At 42.9% G+C, this 19,577-nt stretch carries 13 protein-coding genes; 8 read left to right on the forward strand and 5 right to left on the reverse strand.

Translation table 11 applies throughout. The features are described 5' to 3' along the window. Positions 1 to 126 precede the first annotated feature (126 nt). The 4 genes from MKY54_RS01075 to guaD all read right to left on the reverse strand — a co-directional run bounded on the left by MKY54_RS01075 (position 127) and on the right by guaD (position 4,705). Positions 127 to 1,206 (reverse strand): saccharopine dehydrogenase, encoded by a 1,080-nt coding sequence (locus MKY54_RS01075; protein ID WP_339189122.1) that lies wholly within the window; start codon positions 1,204 to 1,206, stop codon positions 127 to 129. A 94-nt stretch (positions 1,207 to 1,300) separates the two neighbouring features. Further along, positions 1,301 to 1,621 (reverse strand): metalloregulator ArsR/SmtB family transcription factor, encoded by a 321-nt coding sequence (locus MKY54_RS01080; protein ID WP_076126921.1) that lies wholly within the window; start codon positions 1,619 to 1,621, stop codon positions 1,301 to 1,303. A gap of 328 nt (positions 1,622 to 1,949) precedes the next feature. After that, a complete protein-coding gene (locus tag MKY54_RS01085) occupies positions 1,950 to 3,302 on the reverse strand; it encodes a solute carrier family 23 protein (RefSeq protein WP_076126923.1) in 1,353 nt (450 codons plus the stop codon). A gap of 38 nt (positions 3,303 to 3,340) precedes the next feature. Continuing rightward, the gene (guaD, locus tag MKY54_RS01090; RefSeq protein ID WP_076135315.1) at positions 3,341 to 4,705 is read right to left on the reverse strand and encodes a guanine deaminase; all 1,365 of its coding nucleotides are present in this window, start codon (positions 4,703 to 4,705) and stop codon (positions 3,341 to 3,343) included. Positions 4,706 to 5,016: 311 nt separating this feature from the next. Between guaD and MKY54_RS01095 the strand changes: the two genes are divergently transcribed. The 7 genes from MKY54_RS01095 (at position 5,017) to MKY54_RS01125 (ending at position 13,935) form a co-directional block, all read left to right on the forward strand. Beyond that, complete coding sequence (locus MKY54_RS01095) at positions 5,017 to 5,205, forward strand: hypothetical protein (RefSeq protein WP_036687195.1); 189 nt, start codon at positions 5,017 to 5,019, stop codon at positions 5,203 to 5,205. 87 nt (positions 5,206 to 5,292) lie between these two features. After that, the gene (locus MKY54_RS01100; protein WP_076126926.1) at positions 5,293 to 6,015 is read left to right on the forward strand and encodes a GntR family transcriptional regulator; all 723 of its coding nucleotides are present in this window, start codon (positions 5,293 to 5,295) and stop codon (positions 6,013 to 6,015) included. A 294-nt stretch (positions 6,016 to 6,309) separates the two neighbouring features. Further along, the gene (locus MKY54_RS01105) at positions 6,310 to 8,691 is read left to right on the forward strand and encodes a phosphoketolase family protein (protein WP_339189124.1); all 2,382 of its coding nucleotides are present in this window, start codon (positions 6,310 to 6,312) and stop codon (positions 8,689 to 8,691) included. 160 nt (positions 8,692 to 8,851) lie between these two features. Continuing rightward, on the forward strand, positions 8,852 to 11,047 hold the full coding sequence (locus MKY54_RS01110) for an ABC transporter ATP-binding protein (protein WP_339189126.1): 2,196 nt from the start codon (positions 8,852 to 8,854) through the stop codon (positions 11,045 to 11,047). Continuing rightward, positions 11,040 to 11,573, forward strand: a complete 534-nt coding sequence (locus MKY54_RS01115) for a DUF1854 domain-containing protein (RefSeq protein ID WP_076126929.1) — start codon at positions 11,040 to 11,042, stop codon at positions 11,571 to 11,573. The genes MKY54_RS01110 and MKY54_RS01115 overlap by 8 nt, the downstream gene beginning before the upstream one ends. A 153-nt stretch (positions 11,574 to 11,726) precedes the next feature. After that, positions 11,727 to 13,049, forward strand: coding sequence for an MFS transporter (locus MKY54_RS01120; protein WP_339189128.1), 1,323 nt, complete (start codon positions 11,727 to 11,729; stop codon positions 13,047 to 13,049). Further along, complete coding sequence (locus MKY54_RS01125) at positions 13,021 to 13,935, forward strand: polysaccharide deacetylase family protein (protein ID WP_076305131.1); 915 nt, start codon at positions 13,021 to 13,023, stop codon at positions 13,933 to 13,935. The genes MKY54_RS01120 and MKY54_RS01125 overlap by 29 nt, the downstream gene beginning before the upstream one ends. Before the next feature lie 36 nt (positions 13,936 to 13,971). Here the strand turns inward: MKY54_RS01125 and MKY54_RS01130 are convergent, their stop codons facing one another. Beyond that, on the reverse strand, positions 13,972 to 14,409 hold the full coding sequence (locus tag MKY54_RS01130) for a hypothetical protein (RefSeq protein ID WP_339189130.1): 438 nt from the start codon (positions 14,407 to 14,409) through the stop codon (positions 13,972 to 13,974). Between the two features lie 816 nt (positions 14,410 to 15,225). On the opposite strand from MKY54_RS01130, the gene MKY54_RS01135 reads away from it, so the two are divergent. Continuing rightward, positions 15,226 to 19,566, forward strand: coding sequence for a bifunctional 2',3'-cyclic-nucleotide 2'-phosphodiesterase/3'-nucleotidase (locus tag MKY54_RS01135; RefSeq protein WP_076308734.1), 4,341 nt, complete (start codon positions 15,226 to 15,228; stop codon positions 19,564 to 19,566). The last annotated feature ends 11 nt before the right edge of the window (positions 19,567 to 19,577 follow it).

Here is a 19,577-nt window from a genome sequence, read left to right on the forward strand (position 1 = left end):
ATATTTTTGTGAACTTACCTAGCTCCGTCTCATCTCTATTGTAAAGAACCCGCTATATTAGCGGGTTCTTTACTGTCTGTGCGCTTAATTGTAGTAGACAGAATGCTCGGTATATGTGAAGTGCTATTAGTGAGATATAAGAACCCCATATTGTTTAAAAAAGTTGGTGATTTCAGAGATGTCCATCCGTTCATCAGGTAGATCTTCTGGATAATAAATGCCTGGGACCAATGGTTCTTCCTTTGATATCCGCAATAGCTTTTCTGCTTGGACAGCAGCTCCCAAAGCGGTAAGATGAGTCTGACCAAGCGGGTCAGAAATCGCTATTGTCCGTTCAACCCAGTGCCCATTATGATCCAGACCCTTTAGATGAATAAGGATATGATGTGCACTGCCAGTACCAGGATTGTAGAGCAGTCTTCGTCTAAGCGAACGGAATCGGTCTCCGCTGATCATCTTCCATATTCCGCTGTTAACTAGTCCGACAAGGATGGAGGTGGAGGCTTTGCTGTCGAAGGAGATGCGGAAGCTGGCGGAGTCGATATGCTCAGCTGTTGGCAAGGTGACATGATCTGGGGTGTCAAGCCGATAGCATTTTGCTGTATATCCATCTGGAAATTGGACTTTGATGGGGTCAGTCATTGGAAATACAAGACGTTTTCCCCCCCGTTCTGTAATATGGAATGGAATGGTCATACGATCCATGTACGCCGCGGAGTCGGGTCCTGCTTTGTCACGTAGAGAGTACAACGCGTGAATATCAACGGCGACGTTTTGAAGTGTGGCCGAGTGCAGCATGGCGAACAGCGAAGCAGTTCCCGCCATCCATCCCGAAGAAAGCACGATAGGAGCATAGAGGTCTGTTTTTTCTAACTTTGTGATTGATTGTTGGAATATCTCTGTCCAGCGAGTAAGATCGATCAGTGGGATTTTTCTTCTAACTGCAGACATAAGTAGCCGATCCTGCAGATCGTTGACGGAATTGATGATTAGCGATACATTATCGCCTGCATAAAGCAGTGGATCATCCGCATTATTATCAACTACGACTGTTTGTACCCGTGTGGACTCAAAAGGTGCTGCTTTTTGCGGTGACCTTCCTCCCAATATAATCTCGAGATCGGGATGTCGATCGTGTAATATTTGAGCAATTTGTCTGCCGACGGCACCGTATCCTCCTACAATAAGTACCTTTTTCCTATGCATATCTGCAACCTCCGTTTAAATGTTTATATGTTTAAGTTATTTGACATATGGTTTAAAAAAATAGGAATGACAAGTGCTAGTCAGGTTAATGGCATTAGCACTGGCATTCCTCTTCAACGAAATGGACAAGTTGTTTCATAAGCGCTATCGCTTCGTCAAACTCAAGTCTGTAGAACATTTCCGTGCCCTTCTTCTGAACCTTAAGCAGCCCTGCTTGCCGTAATATTTTCAGATGATGAGAGACTGTAGGCCGGGACATGGGGATATGCTCTGCAATTTGGCTCACATTCATACTCTCTTTGTCGATCAGCAATGCAATGATTTGCTGACGAATAGGATCTCCCAAGCCTTGGAAATAGGGGCTTAAATTCTCGAAAATATGAATCGCCTTCTGATTACTATTAGATTCGTTCATAACTCCCTCCGTTATAATGTTTAATTGTTTAAACGTATCATAATATATTTCAGGGAATAATTCAATGCGTTGATAATCTCCGTTATTTTGGAGGAATCCTAGTTTATTAAATATAATCAAGGGACATATGGATATTTGTATTAAAATTGTGAGGTCATATGGTAAGGCGGTTTTATGGATGAACTCAAGTAAAAAGTAATCATGTCCTTAAACAAAAGACACCTCGATGGGTGTCTTTTGTTTAAGGAATTCCAGAAGGTAGCATACAAAGCTCGGCTTATTCGCGGGGATAAAAAAGGATCAATAAGAGGCTGCTCCTTTTTATGTTCTATTTTCCACTAGGTAATAATTTATTCAATAATATTGCTGCCAATGAAGCAGCTAGGATAGGTGAGCCTAATAAATACTGTACGAATGTAGGCAAAGAGTTCAAGTAGTCACCAGGAATGAGTACCAAAGCCAAGGTGATGATCATTGGTAAGGCAATAATGTACATTTCTTTTTCGCCGATGGTTACATTTTTCATTACTTGCACACCATTAATTGCGATGATGCCGCAGATGATGGCGAAGACGCCGCCGATTACAGCGGATGGAATGGAAGAGATCAAAGCGGCGAGTTTACCAGAACAACCAAAGAGGACAAACCATCCTCCTACAGCGAGAAAGACCCGGCGGCTGGCAACACCTGTAATGGAGATGATCCCTGCATTAGTTGAATAACCTGTAACAGGAGTCGAACCGAGCACAGACGCAATAAGACAGCCAATTCCTTCTCCAATTACGCCGCGGTTAATATTTTTGTCTGTCAAAGGTTTATTGATTACATTGCTGACCGCAAACCAGGTGCCTGTTGTTTCAGCCAGCAGCACGATATAAATAATAACCATGGTGATAATAGCTGAAAAATTGAAGGAAAAGCCGAAATCAACAAAAGCGATCCGCGGCATGCTAAACCACTTGGCACTACTTATCGCTGAGAAATCTAAAACGCCCATAATATTAGCCGAAATACATCCGACTACTAACGCCATCATTACGGAAAGAATTCGGAAGACAGATCCTTTATTACGGAACAAAGTACCGAGAACCACAAAAATAAGCAGTGTAGCACCTGAAATAAGGGCTAATAATACATTTTGATTAATTGAAGCCCCGGAGGCTCCGTAGATATTATCTCTGATCGCAACAGGCAATAAAGATAGACCTACAATGAAAATGATTGTGCCACCTACGATAGGCGGAATAAAGTTTTTAACGATTTTATTAAAAATCCCCGCATAACCCAAAATAATAACCAGGATGGCCCCGATTAAGCTGGCACCTAACACGGAGCTCCAACCGAGCTCTCCGCCACCACTAGCTGCATAAATACTGACGATCGCACCCAGCGGAACATAAGAAGGACCTTGAGCGATAGGCAGCTTCATACAGAAATAGGTTTGCACAATCGTTGCAAGTCCTGCGGCAATAAAGGTGGATTGGATTAACGCGCTGGACTGATTGGGCTGTAAGCCGATTAACATCGCAATAAGGAATGGCACTACATAGACATCCATAGCCAATACATGTTGAAAGCCGAGAATGACGGATTTACTAAATGAAACTTTTTCATCGGGTAGGACAGTTAGTAGCTGTGATTCCAAATGTGCTTGCTCTTGTACGTTTACTTGTGTTTTCACTCCGATGCCCACCTTAAGTTTTCTAGTTTAATTAATCTTTAACGCGAATGAACTTTTTCACCCTGTACCCAGACTTCACGGATATTTTCAGGTCTAGCCAGGTACATTATCTTTTGAAAAATATCTTGCAAATCTTCATTCTCATCAAAGACGGGCAATTTCGCCGAGGGTACTTTCGTATCGATTATTTGAACATCCCATGCATAACCTTCTAGTAACCGGCCGATAGGTAAGCTTAAGCTTTCTCCGCCGCCAGCGGTAGCAAGATAAAAGGATTCATGGATCGTAATTCGTGATCCGGGTACTCCGCGGTTTTGTGCAGAAAGTGAGGGATTCACACCATCCTCCAGCATTCTTGAAGACATTACGGCTTGTCTAATGTTGTCGAAGAGACTAGGTGAAAAACCTCCGGAAATATCAGAGCCTAAACCAATCTCAACGCCTTTGGCATGGAAGTCAGCGATCGGAATGACACTATTGGCAAAATACGCGTTGGATATCGGACAATGCGCAATAGCTGTTCCTGTCTCTGCAAACAAATTCACATCATCTTCATCTAAAAAATTACAATGAGCCATGACAGATTTATCACTGAGCAGACCAAAATCATGCAGGGCAAAAGCATCGTTCTTTTGGAATCGTTCTTGCACATAACCGTGCGCCCAATCACTTTCACTGCAGTGCGATTGCACATACGTATCATATTTAGCGGCAAGTTCTCCCAAGCCTTGTAAAGCCTCATTAGTGCAGCTTGGAATGAACCTTGGTGTCACTACTGGATAAACGCCTTGTTTAGTAGATTTAGCGAGTTCTTGTACAGCTAGTATAAATTCTTCCGTATCCACTAGTGCGGTGTGGGTGTCGGAGTCGCGGTAATTCTCAGGATTTCCCTGCGGATCGTCCATAACCACTTTTCCAACGAGTCCACGTTGTCCTTTTTCCGCACATATTTTAGCCAATAATAGACTGGCCTCTTTATGCACCGTTGCAAAATAAAGTGCTGTAGTGGTTCCGTTTGCGAGCAAAGTACCAACCACGTCATCGTAGACTTTTTTTGCAAAAGCCAGGTCCGAAAATTTAGACTCCAGTGGGAAGGTATAAGTATTTAGCCAATCATAGAGCGGGATATCTAATGCAGTTCCAGATTGAGCCCATTGTGGCGCGTGGACATGCAGATCGATAAAGCCGGGCAAAAAATACTGGCCTTCGGCTAATACATGAAAATTGTCCTGACCTTGATAAGCATCAAGCAAGGGTTGATAGTCGGGGTGCTCCGGTGCAACGATCATTTCTATCATCCCATCCGAATTGATACAGAAGAGATGATCCTTTAAAATTTGAATTTCTTTTGGGGATAGGCTAGAAAATGAAGTGCCTAGGAATATTTGCATATAATTTCTCATAATTTCCGCCTTAATGTTCGTCTTTTGGTGTGCATTCGTTATTATAATCCGTGAAAAAGGATAAGTCCAGACCAAAAGTCGAATAAAGGCGTAATTGACGGATAGGAGGAGCTGAGGAATTGAAAGCGAATATGACGCATAGACGTCACGTTCGCTAGGCTAGAATACAGAAAAAGATAGAGGGAAGTAAAAAATGCTGATCGGCTTCGATTTCTTTACGGTTATAGGAAATGAATGCGGTTACTATCTTGTGATATAATAGATGAAATCGATCAATAGTTTGAGAAAATTGGATTAGGAGTGTTGCCTGGATGAGAAGATACAACATTTGGCGCCCGTTGATGTTAATTATTGTTGCTGTACTTACAAAAAGCTTGGTCACTAACCTATGTATTTTGTTTGGTATGCAGGCTGAATCAGCAAGTAGTATGGGGACGCTGGGCATGGTCATTGCCGGTTTAGTGATGTACAATCGCATGACAAATCGCCGACGTAAATAAGCTGGCCGGATAGATTATAAACGTCTGGTTATTATGTTATAGTAAAGATTGAAATAAAACTTGTATCGACCTGAAAAGGAGTACTTCATGACACAGTTTGTCTACAAACAAATTATTGATGACTTAAAAATGAAAATTTTTGCTGGGCAGTTTCCCGATATGAAATTACCGGATGAACGAACGCTTAGTGAAACTTATCAAGTGAGTCGTAGTTCTATTAAAAGTGCTCTGACTAAAATGGCAAATGCCGGCATTATTTTTAAAAAGCGTGGCTCAGGGACATTTATAAATCCTTTATACATAAAAAATGAATCTATTTTTAACTACGAAGGCTCTAATTTAGGTGTCACCGACAATTTTCAAATGAATGGGAAGAAGCCAAAGATTAAAGTTTTGAAATTTGAGGTCATTCCACCAACGGAAGAACTACAACGGGATCTGTTTTTAGGCCCTCATGATTTTGTTTACAAAATCATTCGCTTACGTCTTTTTGATGATGAACCCTTTATGATTGAAACGGGTTATATCCCAATCAAAATCGTGCAGAATTTAAATCAGACCATTATTGAAGGATCTATCTTTAATTATTTGGAGGATTCACGAAATCTGGCGGTAACCAAATCCTTTTTATCGATATCCGCAGAACCCTCTGAGGCTACGGATCAAGAGCTGCTGCATTTGCAGGCAAATGAGCCAGTAAGCATTATGGAAGGGATTTTCTTTTTAGATAATGGCACGCCATTTGAATTCTCCCATATGCGCTTCCACTATAAATACTTAAAATTTAATACCTTTGTGTCCGTTCATTAAAAGTAAGACTGGGGAATTTTTCTCGGTCTTATTTTTTTTATTTTGCGCAAAATAGATGAAGGACAAGTAGTAAATATCCCCCGCAAACTCCAGCCCATATTTTTACATATATATTAATATTGACGTATTTTTACAGACAATTGACACTGTTTTTCATACTATGTTCATATTTTCACAAAATTGGACCGTATCATTTCTTGAAAAGGTTGAATTAATTTTTCGCGGCGGTATGATGTACTTGTGGAAGAAATTACGGCAATGTAGACACAGAAAAAATTTTGGGGAGTGGAAGAAATGGTATTATCCATGGATGTTGATTACTCATCAAAAACTTATTTAGAGAAGCTTGATGCATACTGGCGCGCAACTAACTACATCTCTGTAGGTCAACTGTATTTGAAAGATAATCCGTTGTTAAGAGAACCGCTGAAAGAAGCAGACGTAAAGATTAAGCCCATTGGACACTGGGGAACTATTCCAGGCCAGAACTTTATTTATGCCCATTTGAATCGGGTCATTACTAAATATGATTTGAATATGTTCTACATCGAGGGCCCTGGTCATGGCGGTCAGGTTATGGTTTCGAATTCCTATCTCGATGGTAGCTATACTGAAATTTATCCGGAAATTACACAAGATATCCCAGGCCTGAAGAAATTGTTCAAACAATTCTCTTTCCCAGGTGGAGTTGCTTCCCATGCTGCCCCTGAAACACCTGGATCGATCCACGAAGGTGGCGAATTAGGTTATTCTCTATCCCATGGTGTAGGTGCAATTCTGGATAATCCAGATTTGATCTCCGCTGTTGTTATTGGTGATGGAGAGGCTGAAACTGGCCCATTGGCGGCTTCATGGTTCTCCAACCGGTTCATCAATCCAGTTACTGATGGTGCAGTTCTGCCGATCTTGCACTTAAATGGTTTCAAAATCAGTAACCCAACGATTCTGTCTCGTCAATCCAAAGAAGAAATTACTGCATACTTTAAAGGTATGGGTTGGGAACCGTTCTTCGTTGAAGGCGAAAATCCTGATCTAATGCATCCGGAAATGGCTAAGGTGCTTGATACCATCGTTGAAAGAATTGAAGCGATTCAAAAGAATGCACGTGACAACAATGACCTGACGCGTCCGGTTTGGCCAATGTTGGTCTTCCGTTCTCCTAAGGGCTGGACGGGTCCAAAGCAATGGGATGGTGTTCCGAATGAGAACTCGTTCCGTGCCCATCAGGTGCCGATTCCAGTGGATCAAAAAAATATGAAGCATGCTCCGGCGTTATTGGAGTGGATGAACAGCTATAGACCAGAAGAATTATTTGATGACAAAGGTCGTCTGAACGCTGAACTTGCTGAGATTCTGCCAACTGGCGACAGACGTATGGGAATGAACCCAGTTACTAATGCTGGCAACCAAATTAAAGATCTAAACTTACCGAATTTCCGTAAGTTCGCACTTGATAATTCCAAACCAGGTGAAGTAATAGCACAAGATATGGCCGTTCTGGGTAAATACATGAAAGATGTTATCTCTCTGAACGAAGAGAACCGCAATTTCAGAATTTTCGGACCGGATGAAACAATGTCCAACCGACTGGGACCTGTCTTTGAAGTAACGAAACGTCAATGGTTGGATCAAGTGATTGAACCGAATGACGAATTCCTAGCTTCTTATGGCCGTGTTATCGATTCCCAATTGTCTGAACATCAGGCAGAAGGTTTGCTTGAAGGTTACGTATTGACAGGTCGCCATGGTTTCTTTGCAAGCTATGAAGCTTTCTTGCGTGTCGTGGATTCGATGATTACTCAGCATTTCAAATGGCTGCGTAAAGCAACAGATCAAAGCTGGCGTGCTGATATTCCATCATTGAATGTGGTAGCAACTTCAACTGTATTCCAGCAAGACCACAATGGTTACACTCACCAAGATCCAGGTTTGCTAGGTCACTTGGCTGATAAAAAACCAGAATTTATCCGTGAGTATTTGCCGGCTGATGCCAACTCCTTGCTGGCTGTCTTTGACACCGTCTTAAATGACCGTCAAAAAATTAACTTGATTGTTTCTTCCAAACATCCTCGTCCACAATGGTTCAGTGCGGATGAAGCACAAGAGCTGGTGGATAAAGGACTGAAGATTATTGACTGGGCAAGCACCGATCAAGGTGGAGAGCCTGATGTTGTCTTTGCTTCTGCAGGTACAGAACCAACTATCGAAAGCTTGGCTGCCATCTCTATCCTGCATGAAAAACTGCCGAACCTTAAAATTAGATATATCAACGTGGTAGACTTGTTGAAACTGAGAAGTCAAAAATTAGATCCGCGTGGCTTATCTGACGAAGAGTTTGATCAATTTTTCACAAAAGATAAACCAGTTATCTTCGCTTTCCATGGATATGAAGGTCTGATTAAAGACTTGTTCTTTGATCGCCATAACCATAACCTGCACGTACATGGATACCGCGAGAATGGCGATATCACAACACCATTCGATATGCGCGTATTGAATCAAATGGACCGCTTTGACTTGGCGAAGGAAGCTGTTCTGAGCTTGCCTAATGCTAACGACTATAAAGCGATCGCAGATGAAATGGATGCTATCGTTAAGAAACATCACCAATTCATTCGTGAAGAGGGTATTGATTTGCCAGAAGTAGAGAACTGGGTATGGAAAGCTTTGAAATAAGCGTATAGCCAGTACCATAGGAAGTAATACAAAAAGACACCTTTAGAGGTGTCTTTTTATTTGTTTAAATAACCATACAAAACAATTATAATCATTTTTTCATCTTTACCACTGTAAATATATGTGAGTAAATAGGTGGGTAAAGAAAGGGGAGAAATGTATGACATCTATTGATAAACTTCCCAAGTCTATAGAAATACAGCTTACAGAACAACCTTTATTTCACTCTGTATCTGATTTAATGAAAGATGGGCAATTCGGTGAGCAGTGGCTTGTATTGACTGAGAAGGAGATTTCCGTTTGGGGAACGGACGGGAAACTGGTCTCAAAGCTTCTAGTCTCGAATATTACTGATGCCCGGGTAGTAGGCGGGGTAGGCGGCGGATCGTTGCTTGTGGATACCCAAGAGGGGCCTATTATACTTATACGTTATACAGCATCACTTACCTCTATATTTGGTTTTGCTTCTAAATTAATTGGCGCTGTAGCTAAAGGCGAGGAACGGCCAACCGCTTCTGAAAAAGAGTTTCCAAGAAATTGTCCAAAATGCCGCAATCCGCTGCCGGAAGATTCACAAGCTTGTCCGGTGTGCAAGAGTAACGGCAAGGTTCTATTTCGGATGTTGAGTTACGCTAAGCCTTATAAGATCCAAATGATCGCCGCGGCGATTATGTTGATTTTTACTACATTGGTAGAGCTTGTTCCACCATTTTTGACGAAGATGATCGTTGATAATGTGTTGACAGAAAAGGATATGGGCTCAACGCTTCTATGGATTGTGATCGGGCTAGCAGCCACATCCTTAGTAATTACTTTAATGCAGACGCTACGTGGACTTATAGGGGTATGGATTGGTTCCAAAATCATGGGTGATCTTCGTCATGATGTGTATCATTCCTTGATGAAATTATCTTTATCTTTTTTCGACCGAAGACAATCTTCGCAATTTATTGGACGGGTGAATAATGATTCAGAGGCGATGCGGCAATTTATGACTGACGGTGTAATCTGGGTCTCGGGTGAATCGCTGCGGGTAATCGCTATTTTCACTATTATGTTCAGTATGGATTGGAAGCTAACGCTGCTTGCTATGCTGCCTATGCCGCTTATGGTGGTGCTGTCGACCGTGTTATGGCCGATGATTGGCAGACGTTGGTACCAGCAGTGGAGATCTATTTTTAGATTAAACGCTTTGGTTGGCGATTCTTTGCAGGGGATTCGTGTAGTCAAAGCATTCGGTCAGGAAACAACAGAGATGTCACGTTATACAGTCGCCAATAAGGAGCTGGTTCGGCATAATATTCGGATCGAAGGCTTATGGCAGGGGATGTTTCCTGCTTTTGCGTTGGTTGCTGGTGTGGGTACGTTATTAATTTGGTTTTATGGCGGGAAAACGGTGCTACAGGGCCAATTATCCATCGGTACGCTAATCGCTTTGGTGACCTACCTTGGGATGCTTCTCGGACCTTTGCAGTGGGTGAGCCAAATGATCAACTGGGCCAGCCATGCGATTTCAGCAGCAGATCGGGTCTTTGAAATTATGGATACACCGTCAGATGTGCCTGATACTGTGAATCCAGCAGCCATCGGCCGCGTAAACGGTGAGGTTGAGTTTAAGCGGGTTACTTATGGATACGAAAAACATCATCCTGTGCTCAAGAACGTGGATTTAAAAGTGGGTGCGGGCGAGATGATTGGTCTGGTCGGACATTCAGGTGCCGGTAAGTCGACGTTCATTAATATGATCTGTCGCTTCTATGATACAGATGAGGGAACCATTACCATCGATGGTGTGGACATCCGAAATATCAGCCAGTCAGATCTGCGTAGTCAGATCGGTGTAGTGCTGCAGGAGACGTTTCTATTCGACGGAACGATTGCTGAGAATATTGCCTATTCTAAACCGGACGCTACGGAATTAGAAATCATGCGCGCTGCAAAAATTGCCAACGCCCATGATTTTATCGTTCAATTGCCGGATGGCTATGATACAAGAGTTGGGGAACGTGGCCATAAATTGTCCGGTGGAGAGAAGCAGCGAGTGTCTATTGCTCGAGCAATAATTCACGATCCGCGAATTCTAATCCTAGATGAAGCAACAGCTTCTGTAGATACAGTGACCGAGCGGCAAATTCAAGAAGCGATCTCGCGACTGGTAAAAGGCAGAACGACATTCGCGATTGCCCATCGATTATCCACGCTAAGAAATGCGAACCGTCTTGTAGTGCTTGAACGCGGGAAGATCATTGAAGTGGGTACACATGAGGAATTGCTTGCTGCAGAAGGTGCTTACTTCAAGCTAGTTGAGGCACAGAAGGAAATGTCGCAGATTAAGGGGGTTGAGATGCATGAGTGATTCGAATCTTGTTAACGGGGAATTGAATCCTAAAGATCCCTATGAGATTAACATTCTTGAACCGGGTGCAATCTCTTTTAGCCGCAGTCAAGGTGGCGTGTTTCAAGGAGTAGTGGAGGGTCAAGTCTATGAGGAATTAATTCTTTTTCGTATATTTCCATTCCAATATACCACGGAGTATATTTCAGTTCGTAACTCCAAGAGTGAGGAGATCGGAGTCATTCGTGACATTGATCAGCTCGATGAAGAAAGTCGGGTGGAAGTGGACACAGAGCTCCGGCTGCGGTATTTTCTTCCGGTTGTAACCCGCATTGATTCTATTAAGCAAAAAGCGGATATGTGGATTTGGGAGCTGCAAACGAATCTGGGCCAGACCCGGATCGTTATGCGGAACCTGCACGAGCATATGCAGTATCCAAGTCATAAACGAATCATTCTTACGGATATCAATGGAAAAAGATGCGAAATCCGTGATTATCTAGCCCTGGATGTTCAGAGCCGAAGCAAGCTGAAGGATGTTTTATAGTCTAGTTATGAAAAAGCTCCGCAGCCATTTGTTGATGGCCTGCGGGGCCTCTTTTTTTATCCGTAGTTTCTGCTAAGGAAAAATTTGATGGCGTTCTCTCTTCGGTATGGTAATATATTACAACCGGATCTTTACCATAGGGGAGGTATGTGAGTGAAGCATAAATGGATCAATTCGCCGTACACCTTTGCTTTAGGGATGTTTGCGATGATGGTTCCCAGTCAGGCATTTAGTTCATTTTACAGTTACTTTTATGTTGAAAAATTAGGATTGGGCATTGGACTTGCTACATTAGCCAGAACCATCTTTCTGATCTGGGATGCGGTAAACAATCCGTTATTCGGCTATTGGTCAGATCGCACAGATACTCGTTTGGGTCGACGCAGACCATGGGTGTTTGGCTCAATTCCGTTATTCATGCTGGCATTTGTACTGGTTTTCTCCCCTCCCGGCGGATTATCTGAAAATGGATTGTTCACTTGGTTTCTAGTCACACTTATTTTCTATGAGGCTGTTGCCACTGTGTTATGGGTGAATTATGGAGCGTTACTCCCGGAGCTCTTCCATGGAGACCGTATTCGGGCAAAAGCCTCCGCGATTCAGCAAGGCTATCAAGTTGTAGCTTTGTTAATCGGTACTGCCTTAACTCCAATTATTTTTGCAGCTATTGGTTTCTCTAATATGGCTATAGTGTATGCCTGTCTCTTTGGAGTGTTTATGTTTTTATGTATGATGAATGTCCAAGAAAAGAAGGAGCTCACAGAGCAGGAACCCTTGAAGTTGATTCCGGCTTTTCGGGAGACCATTCGGAATAAAAAGTTTTGGGTGTTTAATATTTCGAACTCTTTTGCCCAAACGGTGAATGGACTTGTAAGCTCGATGATCCCTTTTTATGCAAAATATGTACTTCATATCTCCGAGGCTCAGGTATCGATTTTACTCGCAGCTGTTTTTGTTTCGGTCATTCCATTAGTATTCGTGTGGTACTGGATGATTCGTAAGATGGACGGGGTCAAGGCGTGGCGGTTATCACTGATCTTATATGCGTTATCGGTAATTCCGTTATGGTTTGGTTATGACCTCTTAAGTGGCGTGGCTGCTGGCGTAGTTGTCGGTTTCGGATTAGCCGGATTTCTAGTAACCCCAGCAATAGTAGGTGGCAAGATTATTGATGAGGATGCGGAAAAAACAGGTCTGAGAAGAGAAGGAATCTACACGGCTGTAAGCGGATTCATCACTCGTTCAAGCGGGTTAATCTCTGCGTTAGCTTTTTTCATTGTAGGTATGATCTTTGGCTATCAAGGCGGCGATGATCCAGGGTCCAATCCTGAAGCGACATTTAGGTATTTAATAAGTGTGGTGCCATTATGTCTGTTGGCCATAGCTGTTGTCATATCCTTCACAATGAAATTTACATTTATGGACTCTTTGAGAGGTGAGGCTGACTATGAACAAAAAATTAATCATCAATTGTGATGATTTTGGGCAAAGTCCCCCCATGAATCAGGCGATTAAACATCTGCTGGAAGAGGAAAAGGTATCCTCAGCAACGATTATGGCGGTGGCCCCTGGGTTTGAGGAGGCAGCTGCATGGTGTAGTCGCAGGCAACAACGGAATGTGGGACTTCACTTGACGATGACTAGTGAATTTGAGGCTTTGCGCTGGGCGAGCCTGACGGGAGAGGCTTCTCTTCATGACGAGAGCGGACATCAATATAGGACGGTAAAAGAGTTCGAACAGGGGGCGCAGACAAAAGCCGTACTAAAGGAGATAGATGCGCAGTACGAGCGAGTGAAACAGTCGGGAATAGTGATTAGCCATGTAGACAACCACATGGGTAGTTTATACGGAATGGAAACAGGACGCAGCTTGCTACCGCAGACGTTGTGGAAAATTTCGCGCTGGGGATTGCCCTCACGATTCTTCAGATACATCCATGCTGAGGATCCGCTTTTGGCATCGCTGAAAAATATTGAACGACCAGTTGCCCTTGGAGCAGGGCTGGCGGATACGTTTGGGGTGCCGATTCCCGACTATTTGCTATCGCATCCTTTTGGTGTAGAGGAAGGCGAGACGTATGAAAGTTTTAAAAGATCTATTATTGCTAAGCTGTATTCGTTGCCGGATGGCGTTAGTGAGACCTATATTCATCCCGGGATAGACGATCCATGGATGCAAGCAAATATTCCGCACTGGAGTAAGCGAGTTTGGGAGTATAAGTTGCCCTTTGATGATGATTTTACCTATGCCCTCAGTGATGCTAAGGTTGAATTGACCAATTATCGTTATGTACAGGAGCATCTAAAACATCCACGGTTAAGATCTGCAGCCAGATTGTTAAAGAACCTGATAAGATTATGAGCAAAAATAAAAGACACCTTGAGGGGTGTCTTTTGATTATCCCATTAATCCTTTTAGCCCGTTAAGGAAGGGGGAAATAGATTTAATCATATTGTAGCCCATCTTCATAACCGGCATAGTTTTTTGTACCATTCCAATAAAGTTGCCGATTCCCCCGAACCCGCCAAATCCGCCAAAACCACCGCCTCCAGAACTGGCAGCCCCTGCTCCTGCGGAGCCTAGAGCGCCTCCACCCAATCCGAAAAGTGAGCCGAATAAGGGCATTAATCCTGATACGTTTGCTTTCCGGGAGCGGGAAGAAGAGTGTTTTTTTGATTTTCTGTGTTTGTTTTTACGTGGTTTGGAAAGGGTCAGTCCATTCTTATCGAGGCCGGTTATCCATCCTATATACGTACGTCCATCATGTAACGTAATGCACACGGGTCTACCTTTCAGCTGTTCAGCACGTTTGCGAATCTTCGTTGTATTTGCCATTTGTGGATCACCTCATTGGTCTATTTACTTCTATATTACTCAGATATTTTTGTGTTGCTTGTGCTAGTTCATCATAAAAAAATATTTGGGTGAAAGAGCTACCACTTGTGTTGATGCCCATAATAATTCATTACACTCATATAATTTAATGTGCGATAAATAAATTATGGAGGGGTGAAAACTTGATATCAGCATGGATTGGGAGTATTACTTTTTTGGGAGCAGTGATTCTTTATATACTGCTGTCTCTGGGATTGCCTTATGGGGAATTTGCAATGGGAGGAAGACATAGAATTATGCCTTCATAAATGAGAGTCGCGTGTGGAGTTTCAGTAGTGATACAGCTAGTTGCCATCCTGTACTTATTGCAGGCAGGGAATGTGATCTCTATTGGATTACCTTTTGATAGAAGGGTATGTTATTTTTTTGCCGTCTATTTAATGCTTAATACTATAATGAACTTATTGTCGAGGAGCATGAAAGAAAAACTTGTAATGACACCCTTATCTCTAATAACTGCAATTTGTTTTGGGATTACTGCTATGAATGGGTAAAAAGTAGTGCCAGATATAGATTCGACTTTTCTAGACTTTATATAGGATTGTTTTTAGGACACATCTGGTGAAGATGTGTTCTTTTTGCATCTATTGACTCTTGACCTATAAAAACGGATTCATGAGTCTAGGTCTTTCTTCTTATGTTATTATATTTAACATTGTTTTATATTATTTTTACAATTATATGATAATTGGTTATGTTTGTGTGATATAATATCACAGAAATTATGTGAAAATGATAGGGAGGACTAATATTATTATGGGATGGAAGACACGATGGAATAAGCCGATTGCTTCTGTATTAGCAACTGCAGTGCTTTCTTTGCAGGTGTTTGGAGGTATTGGTTTGGGTGCAGCTTGGGGTACAGATAAAGCTGAAGCAGCATCCGCAGCCACAGCCAAACTCCGGCTGATGAGCACGACGGACGTGCACACCAATGTCTACGGCTGGGACTATTTTAAGAATGCGGCTTCAGTAACTGTCGGTCTTGACCGCACAGCAAGCTTGGTGAAACAAGCCAAAAGTGAAGAACCCAACACCCTCCTGCTCGACAATGGGGACTTGATTCAAGGAACTCCGCTAGGTACTTATGTGGCGAAGGAATCGGATCTGAAGGATCCTACTAATGTCACTGATATCCATCCGATGATTGCAGCCATGAACGCTATGGGATATGATGCTGCGACTTTTGGTAATCATGAATTCAATTATGGATTACAATTTTTAGATCGTACGATAAACGGTAGCGCTGGTAATGAGATGACTACTGGAGCCAATTTTGATTATGTGAATGCCAATATATATAAAATGGATGGCGTTACAAATGCTTATCAACCTTATGTTATTATTCCTAAGAAAGTAACGGATAGTAACGGCGATGAGCAGACGATTCAAGTTGGTCTAATCGGCCTAGTTACTCCTCAAATCATGGAGTGGGACAAGGTTAATCTGGAAGGCAAAGTTGTCGTTGAAGATATTGCTAAAACGGCAGAAAAATTTGTTCCTGAAATGAAAGCAAAGGGAGCAGATATTATTGTTGCTATGGCCCATACGGGGTTTGATGTTAACGCCGTTGTTGGAGACGGTTCTGAGAATGATATTAACGCTTTGAGTAAGGTTCCTGATATTGATGCGATTACGTTCTCTCATACGCATAAGGTATTCCCAACAGGGAATAACGATACGTTGGACGCGTCGTTCAAAGATCCTGTTACTAAACAACCGTATGCAAACGAAAAGGCTGTGATCGATAATGTGAATGGCCACATTAACGGTACGCCTGCTGTACAAGCTGGTTACGGCGGAGCTTATTTGGGTCTAATCGATCTGAACATTGTATACGATGGTAGTGACTGGACGGTAGACAAGCAAAGTTCAAAAGCTTCTGCTCGTTCTATTTATAAGACAGAGAATAAAGTGAATATACCACTGGTTGAGCCTGATGCAGCTGTAGATGCAGCTGTTGCAGCAGCACATGAGGCTACTATTGCTTATACTGGACAAAAGCTTGGTGTTACAACAGCTCCGATGAACAGCTATTTCGCAATGGTTCAGGATGATCCTACGGTTCAACTTGTTACGTATGCACAAAAGTGGTACGTTCAGAATTATATTGATATCAATGTTCCTCAATATAAGGACCTTGCCATTCTTAGTGTTGGTGCTCCTTTTAAAGCAGGACGCAACGGACCTGATGAGTACACCAGTATTGATAAGGGTGACTTGACTATTCGTAGCGCAAGTGACCTGTATTTATACGATAATACCCTTAAAGCAATCAAAGTTAAGGGTACTGTTGTAAAAGAATGGCTGGAAATGAGTGCGGGCGCATTTAACCGCATCAAACCAGGGATCTCGACTCCGCAGTCTCTGTTGAATACGAAATTTTCAGTTTTTAACTTCGATGTAATCGATGGGGTTCAATATAAAATTGATGTGACGAAAAACGCGAAGTACAATCCGGATGGTACGATTAATGATGCTTCTTCGAGTCGTGTAACGGATGTCACTTACAATGATCAACCTTTAGATCTAGATCAGGATTTCATTGTTGTTACTAATAATTACCGCGCAAGTGGTGGCGGGAACTTCCCGGGTGTTAAAGGTGCAGAGCTGGTTGTAGACTCTCAAGATGAGAATCGTCAGGTTCTGATGGACTACATCAGTGAAGCTGGTACGATTGATCCAACTGCTGATGGTAACTGGTCCTTGGCACCTATCAAAGGCAATGTGAATGTTACATTTACAACAACACCTAAAGCGGCAAATGTACTCCCAGCGAACATTTCCGATACTGGACAGCAAGATAATAAGGGCTTTGGAATTTTCAAGCTAGATCTAAGTGTGAAGACACCTGCACCGACGGAAGATGTGGAGGTTCACCTTCTTGGAATTAATGACTTCCATGGTCAACTCGACACTGTTTCTACAGTGAACAATAAGTCTGTAGGCACAGCAGCTTATCTCGCGACTTATTTGAAAGCAACTCGTGCAAAATATGAGAACTCATTACTCTTCCATAATGGTGACTCCGTTGGAGCATCCGCTCCAGTATCGTCCCTTGAGCGCGATGAGCCGACTCATGCTTGGATGAACATGATGAAATTTGATGTGGGTTCTCTTGGTAATCACGAATTTGACCAAGGTGTTGATGCACTGATGACACAGCTTTATGGTGGTATCGACCCTAAGGATAATAAAGTTAACCATGCTGGATCTGATTTTGATTATGTTAATGCGAATGCAGTGGATGCCAAAACTGGCGAGCCAATTATTAATCCTTATGTAATCAAAGAAGTAGGCGGTGTGAAGATCGGCTTTATTGGTCTGGTAACGAAATCCACACCAAGTAAGGTGGCACCTTCCGGTACGGCTGGCGTGCATTTCCTCACGCCTGAAGAGGAAGTGGCGGCTGTTGAGAAATACGCTAAGGAGCTTCAATCTAAAGGTGTTGAGACGATTATCGTGCTTGCACATGATCCTGCAACAACCAAAGATGGTGTGACTACAGGTGAAGCGGCTGATCTAGCCAATGCGCTTCCTGCGGAATCCCCTGTTGATGTTATCGTTGCTGGTGATAACCATGCACTTGCAAATGGAACAGTAAACGGCAAGCTGATTGTACAAGCTTATTCTTACGGTACAGCATTTGAGGATATCAAGTTGATCATTGATCCTAAAACAGGTGATGTGAAGGACAAGTCTGCTGTGGTAACTTCCACCTTCCATGATGGGGTAACCCCAGATCTGGAAAGTGTGGCACTGGTTAATGCTTACCTTGAGAAGCATCCTGAGCTCACTCAACCAGTGGGTACAACGGACGGAACTATCACTCGTACCGATGCTTACAATAATGAGGCTGCACTTGGTAATCTGATTGCTGACTCTATGCGTAATGCTGACTTCGGCGATGGTGCAAAAGCTGCCGATTTCGCCTTTATGAATCCAGGCGGTATCCGTGCGGACCTTCCGAAAGGTCCTGTTACCTTCGGCGATCTGGCTAAAATTCAGCCATTCGGCAACACGCTTGTGAAGCTGACACTAACCGGAGCGCAAATCAAAACATTGCTGCAACAGCAATGGAATGTAAAAGCTGATGGAACACCAGATATCAAAACGCTGCAAATTTCCGGACTGAAATATACAGCGAATATGTATCTGCCAGTAGCCGATCGTATTGCGATCCTCACACTAACTGATGGAACACCAATTAATCCTACGCAGAAATATACAGCAGTAGTAAATAACTTTATGGCTGCGGGTGGAGATAACTACAAGGTTCTGACTCAAGCTAGTGATTCATTGGCTGGACCTATTGATTTGGACGTGTTCTACGACTACATTGTAAAAACGTTTAATGGCAAAGAGATTAAAGCAGCCATTGAAGGTCGTATTATCAATAAATTAAAGGCTGATTCGGGATCAGGCAGTGGCAGTGGAGGCGGTTCTACCGGTGTAACTCCAACGCCTACTCCAACCGCGAAACCAACAGCAACACCAGCACCATCAACAGCACCAACGGCAACACCTGCACCAACTACTGCGCCAGCAGCAAACTTCAAGGATCTGGGCAAGGTAGCTTGGGCGCAAGAAGCTATTGAAGCATTGGCTGCTAAGGGCATTCTGAAAGGTCTGGATGCAAATACTTTTGCGCCAACCAAAACAGTGACTAGAGCAGAGTTCGTTACGATGCTGGTACGCGCACTGAATCTTACGGGTTCAGCAACAACCAGTTCGTTCAATGATGTTAAACAAGGAGTTTGGTACACGGATTCTATCGCCCTTGCGGTGAAGGCTGGACTTGTACAAGGCTCTGGAAATGGCAAATTTGAACCGGGTCGTGAAGTGACTCGTGAAGAGATGGCCATTATGGTTGCTAACGCACTGAAAGACAAACTACAGCCGATTGATAAAAATGCAGCATTGGGTAAGTTTGCAGACAAATCCAGTATTGCTCCTTATGCACAAGAGGCTATCGCACAGCTAACTCAATTGGGAATCGTCAACGGTGTTGATGGTGGGAAATTTGCACCTAAGGGTATAGCTAATCGCGCTCAAGCAGCGGTTATCATCTATCGCATGCTTGGACAAGCATCATAATTCTATTGTTC

Source organism: Paenibacillus sp. FSL P2-0121, from assembly GCF_037975345.1.
Lineage (GTDB): Bacteria > Bacillota > Bacilli > Paenibacillales > Paenibacillaceae > Paenibacillus_AQ > Paenibacillus_AQ odorifer.

Bases quoted from the DNA above. Each gene is read 5' to 3' on its own strand.
- MKY54_RS01110 (WP_339189126.1), top strand. From the start codon at position 8,852: ATGACATCTATTGATAAACTTCCCAAGTCTATAGAAATACAGCTTACA.
- MKY54_RS01095 (WP_036687195.1), top strand. From the start codon at position 5,017: ATGAGAAGATACAACATTTGGCGCCCGTTGATGTTAATTATTGTTGCT.
- MKY54_RS01075 (WP_339189122.1), bottom strand. From the start codon at position 1,206: ATGCATAGGAAAAAGGTACTTATTGTAGGAGGATACGGTGCCGTCGGC.
- MKY54_RS01135 (WP_076308734.1), top strand. From the start codon at position 15,226: ATGGGATGGAAGACACGATGGAATAAGCCGATTGCTTCTGTATTAGCA.
- MKY54_RS01125 (WP_076305131.1), top strand. From the start codon at position 13,021: ATGAACAAAAAATTAATCATCAATTGTGATGATTTTGGGCAAAGTCCC.
- MKY54_RS01115 (WP_076126929.1), top strand. From the start codon at position 11,040: ATGAGTGATTCGAATCTTGTTAACGGGGAATTGAATCCTAAAGATCCC.
- guaD (WP_076135315.1), bottom strand. From the start codon at position 4,705: ATGAGAAATTATATGCAAATATTCCTAGGCACTTCATTTTCTAGCCTA.
- MKY54_RS01130 (WP_339189130.1), bottom strand. From the start codon at position 14,409: ATGGCAAATACAACGAAGATTCGCAAACGTGCTGAACAGCTGAAAGGT.
- MKY54_RS01105 (WP_339189124.1), top strand. From the start codon at position 6,310: ATGGTATTATCCATGGATGTTGATTACTCATCAAAAACTTATTTAGAG.
- MKY54_RS01100 (WP_076126926.1), top strand. From the start codon at position 5,293: ATGACACAGTTTGTCTACAAACAAATTATTGATGACTTAAAAATGAAA.
- MKY54_RS01080 (WP_076126921.1), bottom strand. From the start codon at position 1,621: ATGAACGAATCTAATAGTAATCAGAAGGCGATTCATATTTTCGAGAAT.